The sequence below is a fragment of the Nonomuraea sp. B1E8 genome, assembly GCF_039871515.1.
Lineage (GTDB): Bacteria > Actinomycetota > Actinomycetes > Streptosporangiales > Streptosporangiaceae > Nonomuraea.
The window spans coordinates 737,816-752,091 of the sequence record NZ_JBDPLS010000001.1 but is presented as its reverse complement, the minus strand read 5'-3'; the positions used below and the strand labels follow the sequence as shown (position 1 = coordinate 752,091).

Annotated in this window: 15 protein-coding genes; 4 read left to right on the top strand and 11 right to left on the bottom strand. The window is 69.5% G+C overall.

Going from position 1 to position 14,276, the window contains the following annotated elements; all coding sequences use genetic code 11:
• Positions 1–53: 53 nt before the first annotated feature.
• Positions 54–257, bottom strand: a complete 204-nt coding sequence (locus ABGA98_RS03385) for a hypothetical protein (RefSeq protein WP_347616678.1) — start codon at positions 255–257, stop codon at positions 54–56.
• On the bottom strand, positions 247–1,851 hold the full coding sequence (locus ABGA98_RS03380) for a PspC domain-containing protein (protein ID WP_347616677.1): 1,605 nt from the start codon (positions 1,849–1,851) through the stop codon (positions 247–249). The genes ABGA98_RS03385 and ABGA98_RS03380 overlap by 11 nt, the downstream gene beginning before the upstream one ends.
• Positions 1,852–2,005: 154 nt before the next feature.
• Between ABGA98_RS03380 and ABGA98_RS03375 the strand changes: the two genes are divergently transcribed.
• Together ABGA98_RS03375 and ABGA98_RS03370 are read left to right on the top strand one after the other, a co-directional pair.
• Entirely contained in the window at positions 2,006–3,217 is a 1,212-nt protein-coding gene (locus ABGA98_RS03375; RefSeq protein WP_347616676.1) for a PspC domain-containing protein, read from the top strand.
• Positions 3,214–3,846, top strand: a complete 633-nt coding sequence (locus ABGA98_RS03370; RefSeq protein WP_347616675.1) for a response regulator transcription factor — start codon at positions 3,214–3,216, stop codon at positions 3,844–3,846. The genes ABGA98_RS03375 and ABGA98_RS03370 overlap by 4 nt, the downstream gene beginning before the upstream one ends.
• Before the next feature lie 195 nt (positions 3,847–4,041).
• On the opposite strand, the gene pcrA is transcribed toward ABGA98_RS03370, so the two are convergent.
• Positions 4,042–6,264, bottom strand: coding sequence for a DNA helicase PcrA (pcrA, locus tag ABGA98_RS03365; protein ID WP_347617696.1), 2,223 nt, complete (start codon positions 6,262–6,264; stop codon positions 4,042–4,044).
• Between the two features lie 124 nt (positions 6,265–6,388).
• Here pcrA and ABGA98_RS03360 point away from each other — a divergent pair, with 124 nt between their 5' ends.
• Positions 6,389–7,108, top strand: coding sequence for a PIG-L deacetylase family protein (locus ABGA98_RS03360; protein ID WP_347616674.1), 720 nt, complete (start codon positions 6,389–6,391; stop codon positions 7,106–7,108).
• A 16-nt stretch (positions 7,109–7,124) separates the two neighbouring features.
• On the opposite strand, the gene ABGA98_RS03355 is transcribed toward ABGA98_RS03360, so the two are convergent.
• The 7 genes from ABGA98_RS03355 to ABGA98_RS03325 all read right to left on the bottom strand — a co-directional run bounded on the left by ABGA98_RS03355 (position 7,125) and on the right by ABGA98_RS03325 (position 12,585).
• The gene (locus tag ABGA98_RS03355) at positions 7,125–7,553 is read right to left on the bottom strand and encodes a PIN domain nuclease (protein WP_347616673.1); all 429 of its coding nucleotides are present in this window, start codon (positions 7,551–7,553) and stop codon (positions 7,125–7,127) included.
• A complete protein-coding gene (locus ABGA98_RS03350; RefSeq protein ID WP_201761319.1) occupies positions 7,535–7,750 on the bottom strand; it encodes a type II toxin-antitoxin system VapB family antitoxin in 216 nt (71 codons plus the stop codon). Before ABGA98_RS03350 ends, ABGA98_RS03355 begins: the two co-directional genes overlap by 19 nt.
• 270 nt (positions 7,751–8,020) lie before the next feature.
• Positions 8,021–8,725: a CPBP family intramembrane glutamic endopeptidase gene (locus ABGA98_RS03345; protein WP_347616672.1), complete on the bottom strand. Its 705-nt coding sequence runs from the start codon at positions 8,723–8,725 to the stop codon at positions 8,021–8,023.
• 55 nt (positions 8,726–8,780) lie between these two features.
• Complete coding sequence (locus ABGA98_RS03340) at positions 8,781–9,038, bottom strand: WhiB family transcriptional regulator (RefSeq protein WP_347616671.1); 258 nt, start codon at positions 9,036–9,038, stop codon at positions 8,781–8,783.
• 161 nt (positions 9,039–9,199) lie between these two features.
• Entirely contained in the window at positions 9,200–9,844 is a 645-nt protein-coding gene (locus ABGA98_RS03335; RefSeq protein WP_347616670.1) for a neutral zinc metallopeptidase, read from the bottom strand.
• A complete protein-coding gene (locus tag ABGA98_RS03330; RefSeq protein ID WP_347616669.1) occupies positions 9,841–11,292 on the bottom strand; it encodes a glutamate--cysteine ligase in 1,452 nt (483 codons plus the stop codon). Before ABGA98_RS03330 ends, ABGA98_RS03335 begins: the two co-directional genes overlap by 4 nt.
• 648 nt (positions 11,293–11,940) lie before the next feature.
• On the bottom strand, positions 11,941–12,585 hold the full coding sequence (locus tag ABGA98_RS03325; protein ID WP_132631686.1) for a suppressor of fused domain protein: 645 nt from the start codon (positions 12,583–12,585) through the stop codon (positions 11,941–11,943).
• 140 nt (positions 12,586–12,725) lie between these two features.
• Here ABGA98_RS03325 and ABGA98_RS03320 point away from each other — a divergent pair, with 140 nt between their 5' ends.
• On the top strand, positions 12,726–12,854 hold the full coding sequence (locus ABGA98_RS03320; protein WP_347616668.1) for a hypothetical protein: 129 nt from the start codon (positions 12,726–12,728) through the stop codon (positions 12,852–12,854).
• 189 nt (positions 12,855–13,043) lie between these two features.
• Here the strand turns inward: ABGA98_RS03320 and ABGA98_RS03315 are convergent, their stop codons facing one another.
• Entirely contained in the window at positions 13,044–13,916 is an 873-nt protein-coding gene (locus ABGA98_RS03315) for a hypothetical protein (RefSeq protein ID WP_347616667.1), read from the bottom strand.
• Positions 13,917–14,276 lie beyond the last annotated feature (360 nt).

Genomic DNA, 14,276 nt, shown 5'->3' with positions numbered 1-14,276 from the left:
AGGGGGAAAGGCGGACACTCCGAACGTACGCCGGTGTTATTCCGGGTCAAGGTCTACTTGCCGCGGAGCCCCTTGGCGATGATCGCCACCAGTCCCGCGAACGCCAATCCCAGCACCATCACACCCCAGAGAACCAGCCAATCCGTGATCGCCCTTGTCACCACCAAAATACCCAAAACGACAAAAAGCACGCCGCTGAGCAGGGCCATCCAGTCCGTCCTGTGCACGCGGCGCGGCCGCTCGACGTCACGCGCCACGTCGCACCTCGATGTCGCCGACGCCGCTGCGCAGATCGAGCACGAGGGTGGCGGGCTCGCCGTCCGGTTTCACCTCGGGTTGCATCACTTCGTTCACCCGCACGTCCACTCCGCCCTGGATCGACTGGTCCAGCGTGATGTCGCCGACCTTGTTGGAGGCACGCACCTCCACTCTCGCCGTCGGTGGCACGATCACCACCAGCTCGCCCGCCTTGACCGACGCGGTGAACGTCGTCGTCGACCCCGGCGCCAGCTCCAGCTCCGACAGGTCGAGCCGGCCGTCGCCGAGCCCCACGTCATAGTGGCGGCTCGACTCCGCCACGCTGGCCGGGGTCCACTCCGACGATCCGACATTGCTCGGCACACCGCCCAGCATCAGCCCCGTGCCCACGAGCAGCGCGACGAACGTACCAGCGGCGACCAGCCCGGCGCCCCGCCCCCACCAGGCGGCGATCAGCAGCCCGGCGCCGATGGTGATGAGCATGGCGCCGCCGACGATGGTCGGGCTCACGCCAGCGGCCGTCCTGGCCTGGGCCGCCATGACGATTCCTCCAATGATGAAAGCCAGCAACAGGGTGAAGACGCCGATGAACGACTTCGGGCGGCGCGCCGGTCTGGGTCGTTCCTCGGGGGCCGGGCGGGCGTACAGAGCGGGATCGTACGGCGAGTAGCCGCCGCCTCTCCTGGCCGGATCGAGCGGCTGGTAGGGGCCGTTGGGGGCGAACGGGTCGCCGTAGCCGGCCGTGCCCGGCTGCCGCCGGCCATGGGCGGGCGGCTGGTACGCGGGCACGGCATGCTCCGCAGTCACCGCGTCGCCGAGGGCCGCATCCGGCTCCATGGCGTCGTGCGCCCGGGCGGGCCCGGCGGGAGGCGACTCCTGCGCGTTCTCGTTCACCAGCCCGGTGAACTCCCGGGTCGTCTCCTGTGCCGGCTCGGTGGACGGCCGCCGGATCGAACGACCGGCGGCCTCCTGGGCCTGGCCGGACGCCTCCTGGGCCTGGCCGGGCACCCCCTGATTCTGGACGGGGGCCGCCCGCTGAGTCTGGTCGGTCACCGCTGCCCGGGACGATGCCGGCGACGTCTGCGCGGTCTCGCTCAAACCGGTGGCCGCGGACTGCGGCCGCACCGGAGAGGCCGGCCTGGGAGGCGTGTAGGACGGCGCCGGCTGCCCGTCGCCGGTCCTGCGCCTGCTGAGCCGCTCGGGCATCGACCGGGCCAGCCCCAGCAGGTCGACCCCGCTCGCGTGCGCGGCCAGCAGCGACACGGCCAGGAACACCCCCACCACCAGCGTGCCCACGCCCAGCCACACCGTCGCCATGTTGATCCCCAGGCCGCACGCCAGCACCGCGGCCAGCAGCGCCATCACGGCGTCGGCGTCGAAGTCGCGACGGGTCCACTGCTCGATGAGGCCGGGCTTGCCGTTCGGCTCCTTCATCAGCAGGAACGCCGCGAGGTAGAGGAACAGGCCGATGCCCGAGCCGAGCATCAGCACCGCGAAGCCCACGCGGAACACCACGGGGTCGATGCCGGTGTGCCGCCCGAGGCCCGCGCAGACTCCCATGAGGAAGCGCCCCTCGCTGCTGCGTCGCAGCACACGGTGAGGAGCGGCCGGTTCCCTGGGCGGAGCTTCTGTCATGTCACCATCGTGTACCTGCGTGCGGTGTGCCCGCATCCGGGACACCCCTGACCCGACCCGGGGGTCGTTCCCTGATGCCCTTGTGCCCGGGACGTGTGACTATGGCCATGTTATGGCTGACCAGAAGACACTTGCCGAGCCCACCGGCGAAACGCCTTATCGGCGGATGATGCGCCCCATGGAGGGCCGCCTGATCGGCGGCGTGGCCCAGGGGCTGGCGACGCAGCTCTCGCTTGATCCGGTGGTGATCAGGCTGATGTTCGTGCTGCTCAGCGTCGTCGACGGCATCGGCATGGTCGCGTACGCGGTGTTGTGGATGGTCGCGCCGAAACAGCCGTACCAGGGGACCGCTCCGCCGCAGCGTGACTGGAGCCAGCTCGCCGCGTTCAGCGCGATCGGGGTGGCGCTGCTCGCGTTCGGCTGGCTGACGGGCGCCTCCCAAGGCGGCATCGGCATGTTGCCGTTCGCCGTGGGCGGGATCGGCGCCCTCATCCTCTGGCAGCAGGCGGACCCGGAACGCCGCAAGACCTGGATGAGCGGCGCCGCTCTCAGCATGCGGAAGAACCGCGTGCGCTCGCTGCTCGGCGTCGTGCTCGTCGTGATCGGCGCGGCCGGCTTCCTGGCCGCCCAGGACGCGCTGGCCCAGGCCAGCCAAGGGCTGCTGTTCACCGCCGTCGTGGTCGGCGGCCTGGCCGTCATCGCCGCACCCTGGCTGGCCGGCCTGTGGAAGGAACTGCAGCTCGAACGGCGTGAGCGCATCAGGCAGGAGGAACGCGCCGAGGTGGCCGCCATGGTGCACGACTCGGTACTCCACACGCTCACGCTGATCCAGCGGGTCGCCCACGACCAGCGCGAGGTCACCCGCCTGGCCCGTGCGCAGGAGCGCGACCTGCGCAACTGGCTCTACCAGCCGGCCCAGGACGCCGACGCCACGGTGGCGGCCGCCGTACGCAGGATCGCGGCCGAGGAGGAGGACGCGCACGGCGTGCCCATCGAGGTCGTCTGCGTCGGAGACATCGACCTCGACCCGGCGGGCAAGCTGGCCGCCATGCTCAAGGCGTCCCGGCAGGCGATGGTCAACGCCGCCAAATACTCTGGCAGTCCGTCCATCTCCGTCTATGCAGAAGTAGAGGGTGAAGAGGTCACGATTTTCGTGAAGGATCGTGGCAAGGGATTCGATCTTGACGCCGTGCCCCTGGACAGGATGGGGATCAGAGAGTCCATCATCGGGAGAATGGAACGTCACGGAGGCGCGGCCAGGGTGCGCACCGAGCCCGGCGAGGGCACGGAAGTGATGTTGACCATGAAGGTGGAGAAGGCATGACACGGGTGTTGATCGTCGATGATCACCGGCTGTTCCGTTCCGGCGTACGCGCCGAACTCGGCGACTCGATCGACGTGGTGGGCGAGGCCGAGGACGTGGACTCCGCGGTCAAGGCGATCGCCGAGCTGCAGCCCGACGTGGTGCTGCTCGACGTGCACATGCCCGGGGGCGGTGGCCAGGAGGTGCTGCGCCGCGTCCTGGGCTCCGGCTCCCAGGTGCGTTTCCTGGCCCTGTCGGTCTCCGACGCCGCCGAGGACGTCATCGGCGTGATCCGGGGCGGCGCCAGAGGCTACGTCACCAAGAACATCAGCGGCAAGGAGCTGACCGACGCCATCCGCAGGGTGTCGGAGGGCGACGCGGTCTTCTCGCCGCGGCTGGCGGGCTTCGTGCTGGACGCGTTCGCCTCGTCGGAGGCCCCGTCCATCGACCCTGAGCTCGACTCGCTGACGCAGCGCGAGCGCGAGGTGCTGCGGCTGATCGCGCGCGGCTACGCGTACAAGGAGATCGCGAAGGAGCTGTTCATCTCGGTCAAGACCGTGGAGACACACGTGTCGTCGGTGCTGCGCAAGCTCCAGCTCTCCAACCGCCACGAGCTCTCCCGCTGGGCCACCGCGCGCCGCCTGGTCTGACCCCCGGCCGCCGGACCGTCTGCCTGGCCGCCCGCCACCAGCGATCTCACCGCCGGCGGCGGGCGGCACGAACACCGCCGCCCGAGGACCGGCGCGCCAACCGGTCGCGCGGATTTCACCACCGGTCGGTCAACGCGGCTCTGGCCGCCGGTGTCCTGGGGTCGCGCCGGCCCTTTCCCGCCGGTCCGGCCGGAGTCACAACTTCTCGAGCGGTGCGTACGCCAGCAGCAGCGTCTTCTCCCCGCCGCTGCCGAAGTCGATCTTGACCTTGGTCTTCTCCGCCACCCCGTCGACGGACACCACCGTGCCCAGCCCGAACGCGTCATGGCTGACCCGGTCGCCCGGCGCCAGCGACGGCACGGTGCGCCCGCCGCTCTTCGCCGGGGCCGGCCGGGCGGCCGGCTCGCGCCGCGTGGCCGCGTTCCAGGCGGACTTCTCCGGGTCGGTGCGCCAGTCGACGAGCTTCGCCGGCACCTCGTTGACGAAGCGGGAGGCGGGATTGAACGACGGCGCCCCCCAGGAGCTGCGCACGGCCGCGCGCGTGAGATAGAGCCGCTGCTGGGCCCGGGTGATGCCGACGTAGGCCAGCCGCCGCTCCTCCTCCAGCTCCTTGGGCTCGCTCAGTGACCTGATGTGCGGGAACACGCCGTCCTCCATCGCCGTCAGGAAGACGACGGGGAACTCCAGCCCCTTGGCGGTGTGCAGGGTCATCAGCGTGACGACGCCCTGCCCGCCGTCGGCGTCGGGGATCTGGTCGGCGTCGGCCACCAGCGACACCTGCTCCAGGAACTCGACCAGCGTGCCCTCCGGGTTGGCCTCTTCGAACTCGGAGGCCACGGAGATGAGCTCGTTGAGGTTTTCCAGGCGCGACTCGTCCTGCGGATCTTCTGAGGCCTCCAGCTCGGCGCGGTAGCCGGTGGCCACCAGCACCTCCTCGGCCAGTGCGGACGGCGGCACGCCCTCGGCCTTGGAGATCAGCTCCTCGATCATCGCGACGAACTCGCGCACCGCGTTGAGCGAGCGGGTGGCCATGCCGAAGGCCTCGTCGGCCCTGCGCAGCGCGTCCCAGAACGAGATGCGCTCGCGCGACGACAGCGCCTCGATCATGGCCTCCGCCCGGTCGCCGATGCCGCGCTTGGGCACGTTGAGGATGCGGCGCAGCGACACCACGTCGGCCGGGTTGGCCAGCACCCGCAGGTAGGCCAGCAGGTCCTTGACCTCCTTGCGCTCGTAGAAGCGCACGCCCCCGACCACCTTGTAGGGCAGGCCGGTGCGGATGAAGATCTCTTCGAACACGCGGGAGGCGGCGTTGGTGCGGTAGAAGACCGCGACGTCGCCGGCCTTGACGCCCTCCTCGTCGCTGAGCCGGTCGACCTCCTGGGCCACGAACATGGCCTCGTCGTGCTCGTTGTCGGCGACGTAGCCCACGATCTTGGGGCCGTCGCCCTGGTCGGACCAGAGGTTTTTGGGCTTGCGCGACTCGTTGCGCGCGATGACGGCGTTGGCGGCGGCCAGGATGTTCTGGGTGGAGCGGTAGTTCTGCTCCAGCATGATCGTGCGCGCGTCGGGATAGTCGCGCTCGAACTCCAGGATGTTGCGGATCGTCGCGCCGCGGAAGGCGTAGATCGACTGGTCGGCGTCGCCCACCACGCACAGCTCCGACTGGTCGGCCCCCGACCGCACCAGATCGCCGTCGGTGGTGCGCAGCTCGGGATGCCCCACCAGCTCCCTGATCAGGATGTACTGGGCGTGGTTGGTGTCCTGGTATTCGTCGACCAGCACGTGCCTGAAGCGCATCCGGTAGTGCTCCGCCACCTCGGGGAAGAGCTGGAACAACGTCACCGTGTTCATGATGATGTCGTCGAAGTCCATCGCGCCGGCCTCGGTCAGCTTGAGCTGATAGGCCTTGTACGCCTGCGCGAGCGTCTTCTCCAGGTGCGAGCCCGCCCTGTCGAGCGCGGTCTCGTAGTCGACCAGCTCGTTCTTGAAGTTGCTGACCTGGGCGGAGAACGAGCGCGGCGGATAACGCTTCGGGTCGAGCTCCATCTCCCTGCAGACCATCGCCATGAGCCGCTGGGAGTCGGCCTGGTCATAGATCGAGAAGCTGGAGGGGAACCCCAGCCGCTTGGCCTCCCGTCGCAGGATGCGCATGCAGGCGCTGTGGAACGTCATCACCCACATGGCCTTGGACCGCGGCCCGACCAGCTGGTCGATGCGCTCCTTCATCTCCTTGGCAGCCTTGTTGGTGAAGGTGATCGCGAGGATCTCGCCCGGATGCGCGTCGCGCTCGGCCAGCAGATAGGCGATGCGATGCGTCAGCACCCGCGTCTTGCCTGACCCTGCCCCCGCGACGATGAGCAGCGGGCTGCCATGATGGATCACGGCCTCGCGCTGCTGCGGGTTGAGGCCATCGAGCAAGGGGTGGTCAACAGAGACTTGGGTCGGCACCTACCTAGGTTAAGACGCCCCACCGACAAACGTCGCACGGAATGCCATCGCCGGTGCCCCGGTTGTGATCGACGGAAGTCCAGAAAGGGGAACCATGCTGCCGGAGAGCGAGATCAACCGGGTTCTTGTCGTGACCGCCCACCCGGATGACGCCGATTTCGGCGCTGCGGGGAGCGTGGCGCTGTTCGTCGACCGGGGCGTGGAGGTCACATACCTGCTGGTCACGGACGGTGACGCGGGCGGCAACGAACGCACTCTGGACAACTCGGGCATGGCCGAGCTGCGCAGGACCGAGCAGCGGGCCGCCGCCAAGGCGGTCGGCGTCACAGATCTGCGTTTCCTCGGCTATCCGGACGGCCAGGTGGTGCCGTCGCTCGAGCTCAGGCGTGCCATCGCCCGGGTGATCCGGCAGGTCAGGCCCGACCTGGTCATCACCCACCATCCGGATCGCAACTACCGGTTCGTCGCGCCCAGCCATCCCGACCATCGCGCGGTGGGCGGCGCCGCCCTCGACGCCGTCTACCCCGACGCCCGCAACCCCTACGCGTTCCCCGAGCTGGCGCGGGACGAGGGCCTGGAGGCGTGGACCGTACGTGAGGTGTGGCTGACCGGCGGTCCCGCGCCGGATCACTGGGTGGACGTCACCGGCGCCATGGACCGCAAGCTCGCGGCCTTGCAGTCACATGTGAGCCAGGTCGCTCATGTGGAGGGCTTCGCCGACTTCGTCAAGAGCCGCTTCGCCGCCTGGGGCGAGCAGGCCGGCTTCGGCGAGGGCCGCTACGCGGAGGGCTTCCAGGTCGTCTCCACGGCCTGACCTCCGCCTCGCGGTGCTACGGCACCGATCCGGGGGGCACCACCCAGAGCGCGGGCTGCCCTGTGACCTCGGAGATGATGTCGAAGTCACGGTCGTAGTGCAGGATCGTCGCCCCGTGCACCTCGGCGCAGGCGGCGATCAGCAGATCGTTCGGTCCGATGCCGCGGTGCTGAGAGATCGCTACGAGCTGCTTCTGCACGTCCAGGGCCCGTGCCTGCACCTCCTGGTCCATCGGGAGCAGCACGCACTCACGCTGGGCCCGAAGGATGCGTTGGTAGTGGGCGATGTCGCGGGCGCTGTAGAGGACTTCGAGATCGATGATGCTGCAGGTCGCCACGGCCCGTGCCGCGTAGAGCGGATGGAGCGCCTTGGCGACCGCGTCGCTGGTGCGGATGCGCGCCAGCGCGCTCTTGTCCAGCAGATACATCAGTCCTGCCGTCGCCACGCATTCTTCATGATCTCCGGGTCGAGCAGATCCGGGCTCCCCTCCGTGCGCCAGAACTCGAAGGCCTCTATCGCGCTGGCCCTCTCCGCGTCCCTGTCGATGACCACCTGCAGTGCGATGTGGACCGTCTCCTTCATGGTCGGCGTCCCTAGCTTCTGCTGGGCCTCCTCCAGGAGCTCCTTGTCGATGTCGATCACTGTACGCATACAACACCACCTCCGTACCTCCAGCGTATATCAGAACCTGCGATCTTGATATACGCCCTTCCCGAGGAGGAGCGATTTCCCGGGAAGGGCGCCTCGCAGACGTTAGAGCATCGAGGTAGGGGTCGTGTGGAACGATCCAGAAGGCGCCGGAGGGATCTTCACTCTCGGGTGGAGAACCTTCATTCCCGGACGGGTAGATGATCTACCGCGGAGCCGGAGGGGCGTCACCGTACGTGGTCAAAACGGGGTGAGCGGAAGATCTCAGGCTGAGGCGGGAGGGCCTGGCTTTCGCTTGGCGGCGAGGCGGGCGAAGAGGTAGCCGAAGGAGTTGGTGGCCAGATGCAGCATCACGGGGGTGAGCAGGCCGCCCCGTCGGCGTAGCTCGCAGAACAGCACGCCCGCCGCCGCCGTGGACACCACGCTGCCCGCCACCACGCGGGCGGTGTCGAGGCGCCCGGGGGCTTCGTCGGCGACCAGGGCGCCGAGCGCGGGGTTGGCGCGGGCCATGTCGATGGCCGGGAGGATGTGCCAGAGGCCGAACAGGGCAGAGGAGACCCCGGTGGCGGCGACCGCGCCGTGCCTCTGGCGGAGCAACGCGTGGAGGGCGCCCCTGAAGCCCACCTCTTCCAGCAGGACCGTGCCGAAGGGAACCTGGATCAGGGCCTCCTCCCAGACGCGGGCGCGCGACAGCGACAGGGCGCGGTCGTCGTGGAAGAGGGGTCTGGTGCGCGGCATCGAGATGCCGACCGTGTAGACGGCGGCCACCCCGGCGGCCAGGGCACCGCCCGCGATCGCGCCCCGGCGGCCGTGCTCGAAGCCGAGCTCCTGCCAGGAGAGGCCGGACCTGCGAGCCATCGCCACCAGGGCGGCCGTCGCGGCGGCGGACGTCACCGGGCCGAGCCGGGGGGCGATCTTGTTGTTCATGATGTTGGCGGCGGCGAGGATCGCGATCGAGCGAAGCAGCACCCCTGCAGGCTACGTCGCCCGGGTCGTCAGGAGGCGGGCGACGTAGCCCGCGTCGTCAGGAGGCGGCGGGACGGCGCCAGCCCTCGGGGAAGCGGGTGCGGCGGCGCTCCTGCGGGGTGAGGCCGCCCCAGATGCCCTCCGCCTCTCCCGCCCTTAACGCGTAGGAGCGGCACTCCTCGATGACCTGGCAGCCGGCGCAGACCGCTTTGGCCCGCGCCTCCTGCAGCGGTGTGGGGGCGAGAGGGAAGAAGAGGTCAGGGTCGCTGGACCTGCACGCGCCCCTGCGCAGCCAGCCGATCTCCTCCAGTGACATGGGTCAAAGGTAGAGCGTGGTCATGATCGGACACATCATCCTCTCGGTTGACGCGCGCGTACATCCCTGGGGTGGGGGCCCGCCCGGTCCGTACGACGTCGGCAGGCGCTTCGGGACCCGCCCGGTCCGTACGACTCGGGACCCGCCCGGTCCACACGGCGTCAGCAGGCGCTCACCCCGTCCTGGTATCCCCTCGCGAACGAGGCCTGACGCTGCGCCGCCGTGCCGTGCGCCGAGGGGTCGAGCCAGTCGTCCGTAGGGTCGCCCGCCGCCTCCAGGCTGTAGAGCAGCTCTTCCTCGTCACCCTCCTCCGCTCGCAGCGCGCCCGAGTTCACCAGGGCGGACAGGGTGCCGCCCGCGTAGCAGTCGGCCTGGAGCTCCGCCTGCACGTTCAGCTGGAAGCCCGTCTGGAGCTGCGCCTGTACGGCGTGCCCGATCTCATGCGGGATGATCACATAGACGGATCCGTCGCCCATCTCCGTCCACAGCGCCTCCATCCAGTCCCGGTCAAAGGCGACGAAGTGGCCGAGCGGACAGTAGAAGGCGTTGTTCGGGGCGGCGGGCTCGTTGCCGCAGGCGGGGCCGGAGCGGCCCGAGTAGGGGACGAAGGCGGTCAGCGGCCGATATATCCGGCCTAACTGCTCGAACTGCTGCTTCCAGAACGCCTCCGACAACGTACGTGCCGTGCGGACGTCCTCCTCGAAGGAGTCGGCGCCCTCCGTGTCCATGGACGTCGGCCGGGTGATGCCGCACGCGCCGGCCAGCAGGACCAGGACGAGAACCAGGACTCGGATCACGGGCTTCACACGTCCCAAGTGTGCACGGGTTCGTTGCTGTGCATGCGCTCGATGTACTCCAGCGTCATGGTCCGCAGCGCCTCGTGCCGGTCGCCTCCATACGCGTGCACGCGCTCCACCTGCCAGTTCGCGCCCGTACGGCCGGCGATGCAGCGTCCTTCGATGATGCCGAGCAGCCGGTCGGCGACGGGCCCGTCCACGCCCCACGCGGCCAGCCCCTCCTGCGCCATGGGCAGCAGACGGCGCAGGATCAGCTCGGCCGCGGGCACCTCGCCCACTCCAGGCCAGTACAGCCGCGCGTCCAGCCCGTGCCGGGCCGCGGTGGCGAGGTTGTCGGCCGCCGCCTGGAACGACATCCGGCTCCACAGCGGCCGCTCGGCGTACGGCATGACGCGCATCAACCCGTAGTAGAAGGCCGCGTTGGCGGTGATGTCGGCCACGGAGGGGCCGGCGGGCAGCACCCGGTTCTCGACGCGCAGGTGCGGCACCCCGTTCACCACCGCGTACACCGGCCGGTTCCAGCGGTAGATCGTGCCGTTGTGCAGGGTGAGCTCGTGGAGTTCCGGCACGCGGCCCTGTTCGAGCTTCACGCGCGGGTCCTCGGTCTCGCAGAGGGGGAGCAGCGCGGGGAAGTAGCTGACGTTCTCCTCGAACAGGTCGAAGACGCTCGTGATCCACCGCTCGCCGAACCAGACTCTCGGCCGTACGCCCTGCGTCTTCAGCTCCGCCGGCCGCGTGTCCGTGGCCTGCTCGAACAGCGCCATCCTGGTCTCGCGGTGCAGTTCCCTGCCGAACAGGTAGGGCGAGTTGGCCGCGACCGCGACCTGGGGGGCGGCGATGATCTGGGCCGCGTTCCAGTGGGCGGCGAACGCCTCGGGGCTGACCTGCAGGTGGAGCTGCACGCTGGTGCAGGCGGCCTCGGGCGTGATGCTGTCCGCGTGTGTGTCGAGGCGTTCGACGCCGTCGATGGACAGGTGCAGGTCCTCGCCGCGGGCCGCGAAGATCTGCTCGTTGAGCAGGCGGTAGCGGGGGTTCGCGGAGAGCGTGCCCTCGCCGATGTCCTGCTCGCGCAGCGTGGGCAGGATGCCGATCAGGACCAGGTGGGCGTCCTGGGAGCGGGCGCGATCCTCGGCGTGGTTGAGCCGCGCCCTGATGTCGTCTTCCAGGAGGAGCGCGCCGTCGCCGCCGAGCTCCCGGGGCTCGATGTTGATCTCGATGTTGAACTGGCCCAGCTCCGTCGCCCAGTCCGGCCGCTCGATGGCGGCGAGAACCTGGGCGTTGCGCATGACGGCCTCGCCGCGCGCGTCCACGATGTTGAGCTCGATCTCCAGCCCGGCGAGCGGGCGTTCGAAGTCGAAGCGGGATTCGCGCAACATCTGGGCGAAGACGTCGAGGCACCGACGCACCTTTTCCCGATATTTCCGGCGGTCGTCCCGGCTGAAGACGACGACTGGCACGTCCCTGCCCATATCAGGAAATGTCGCACGCCAACGCCGCCAAAACCAGTGCCCAGCCCAGTCTTTACCCCGCACAGAGCCCGGAATGAACCCCACCAAAACCCACCCACACAACCACCACTCACCACCGGAAACGTCCACCGGAAACGTCCGATGGAGGCGTCCGGCGGGGACGTCCGACGGAGGGCGTCCGGGGCGTCCAGCGGGAAGCTGCCCGACCGCCAAAGCGCGCCGGCACCTGGTGGACCCGAGTACCGCCGTGCCCGAGCGCGAAGTGGTGCCGAGCGGGAAGTGCGAGGGCGGAGTGTCCAGCGCCCGAGCGCCCCAGCGGAAGTGCCACCCGTCTCCGAGCGCTTGAGCGGGGAGTGCTTGAGCGCCGATCAGGGATTGTCGCCGGGCCTGAGCGCCCGAGCGGAGAGTGCCTGCGTCTCTGAGTGCCTGAGTGGGGAGTGTCGCCGTGCCCGGGCGCCCGATCAGGAAGTGCCACTGTGCCCGAGCGCCGGAGCGGGGCGTGCCGCCATGCCCGAGCACCCGAGACCCGAGCGCCCGAGCACCCGAGTTGGAAGTGCCCGGGTGCCCAGTGGGAGTGTCGAGCCGGGTGCGGGGCGTCCGGGGACCGGTCGCCGTATGGGTGCCGTCCCGGAGATGTTACAGCGTGCTCCGACGGGTGCGGTCGACGATGTGGAGGGGTACGTCCTGCTCGATCCGGCTGAGGACCGTCAGGGCGTTGCCGCCCCGGGCGGCGGCGTACTCCGCCTCCGTCAGCGCGGCGATCTGCAGGAACGTCACGCTGCCGTTCGGGGTTTCGATGGTGCCCAGGTCGGGGTCGACGGCGAAGGCGAGGGCCGCGAGTTCGGTGGGGGTGTTCTCGGCCTGGCCCGGACGGTCGTTGAAGATGCCGGAGGCGACGTGGATGGTGTGTCCGGGGGCGAACGGGCGCTCGGCGATCACGTAGCGGGCCAGTTGCTGGAGCAGGACCGCCGCCCATATCGGGGGGCCGGCGTCTTCGGTGTCCCTGGCCACGCGCAGGCTGAACTCGATGCCCCACCCCGACAAATCCGGAATGTCGCTGGTCTTGTCGTACAACTCCGACAGGCCGCAGCCGACCATGTGCCAGTGAGGGCGCGGCTCGTCGTGGTCGTAGTTGCGGATGGCGTCCAGCGGGTCAGGCCCGCCCAGGTTGTACGGGCGCTGTGTCGCCCAGTCAGGCCAGCGGCTGTCGCGGCCGTAGTGCTCACGGAGCGCGGCGTTGATGGCGTCCCAGCCGTTCGTCGGTTGCGCGGTTTCGATCATCGACCGCACATTAGCGTGCCTGGACGCCGGCATCACGCCCGTGATTCTGGACCGCCTGGTGACGAGGCGCGGGGAGTTCGCGCAGGGGCGGGTGGGACCGTCCCATCGAGGTCGTCGAGGCTCCAGTTCGCCCCGGCGACGTGCCCGGCGCCTACACGCGCAGCGACCGGGCTCGCCGCCTGCTGGACTGGCAGGCCCGCCACTCCATCGACGAGGGCATCAGGCACTTGCTCGAATGGGCGGCACTCCGGGAGTCCAGACTGGGCTGAGTCCGGCCGCCCCTCTCCCGCGCGGCCGCGCCCGTCCCGCCCGGTCGTCCCGTCCCGTGGGTGGTGCCTGTCCTGTCCGGTGGTGCCTGTACTGCCCGGTGGTGATGGTCACGTCCGGTGGCGCCTGTCGCGCCCGGTACGCGCCTCTCCCGTCCTGGGGCGGCGGGAGAGGCGCGGACGGCCGCCAGGTCAGCCGGTGACGGCGTACGCGCCGAGGGGGATCTCGGTCAGGCTGGAGATGTCGTCCTCGCCGTCCTCGAACGAGGTCGCGACGTCCTTGGCCGCCGGCGCCTTGATCGACACGGCCTTGCCCCAGCCGGTGTATCGCGTGTCCACGCTCACGGTGCCCTTGTCGCCGGTGCCGTTCACCGTCGACGAGAACGTCGTGACGAGGCGCGTCGGCAGGCCGGCCGCGTTGACGGTGAGCCGCCACGTGATCGGGCTCTTCAGCGCATTGGCGGACGGCTTGCTCGGCGAGCCGGCGCGCAGCCAGGGCGAGGCCTTCCACAGGGCGCCCAGCTTGATGGTGCCCTTGTAGCCGTGGCTGGTGGCCTTGGCGCCCTTGAGCAGGGTCTTGAGCGTGGAGTATTCGGCGACGTTGACGGGCTGGCCGTACGTGCCGGTGATGCCGCCGGGCGGGCCCTTGGGCGCCTTGAACCAGGTCTTGCCCTCGGGCAGCAGGGTCGTCCACATGTTGCCGGAGAGGTAGGCCGTGGTGCCGACCCTGATCGTGCGCTCGGGCTTGGCCACCGCCTTGAGGATCTCGCCGAACTCGCTGTCCGGCACGTCGCCCAGGTCCTTGGAGGTGATGTTGAGCTTGCCGGTGATGTCGGAGGCGGCGATGCCCGACCTGCTGAACTGCAGGGTGCCGCTGCGCCGGAGGAACACCTCGCGCTCGTCGCCCTGGGACACGGTCGTGCGCTCGGTGAAGCTCACCCCCTTGCCGGTGGTCATCCGCTTCTTGACGGCCACCACGGGGTCCTTGGGAGCGGCCATCGCCGGGGTGGCGGTCACCAGCGCGGCGGTCGTGGCTAACGCCACGCCGGTCAGGATTCGCTTCATGCGGATTTCCTTCGTCGAAGTTCTGTTGTTGAGGTCAAGGCAGAAGTGCGGCCTTGTGGAGCGGCTCGGCGTAGTCGGCCATTTACGGAATGCCGCCGAGCGAGTTCAGCGAGTGGATCGGGTCTTCCTCAAGGAACGCCGTGTGCCCCCGTGCGTGCGGACGTGGTCACCGCCAGGCCGCGACAAATCGGTTCATACGAGTTTCCTCTGGTTCCAAAAGGAAGAGGAGCCGATTCTGCCAATCGAAGATCACGACCGTATATCGAGAACCGGGGCGTATGCCGTCGAATCGGTGCAAAACTCGTGCAGATGCCGTCGTGGGGAAGTGAGATCACCGTCACATAGCGCGAGAACCCCCAC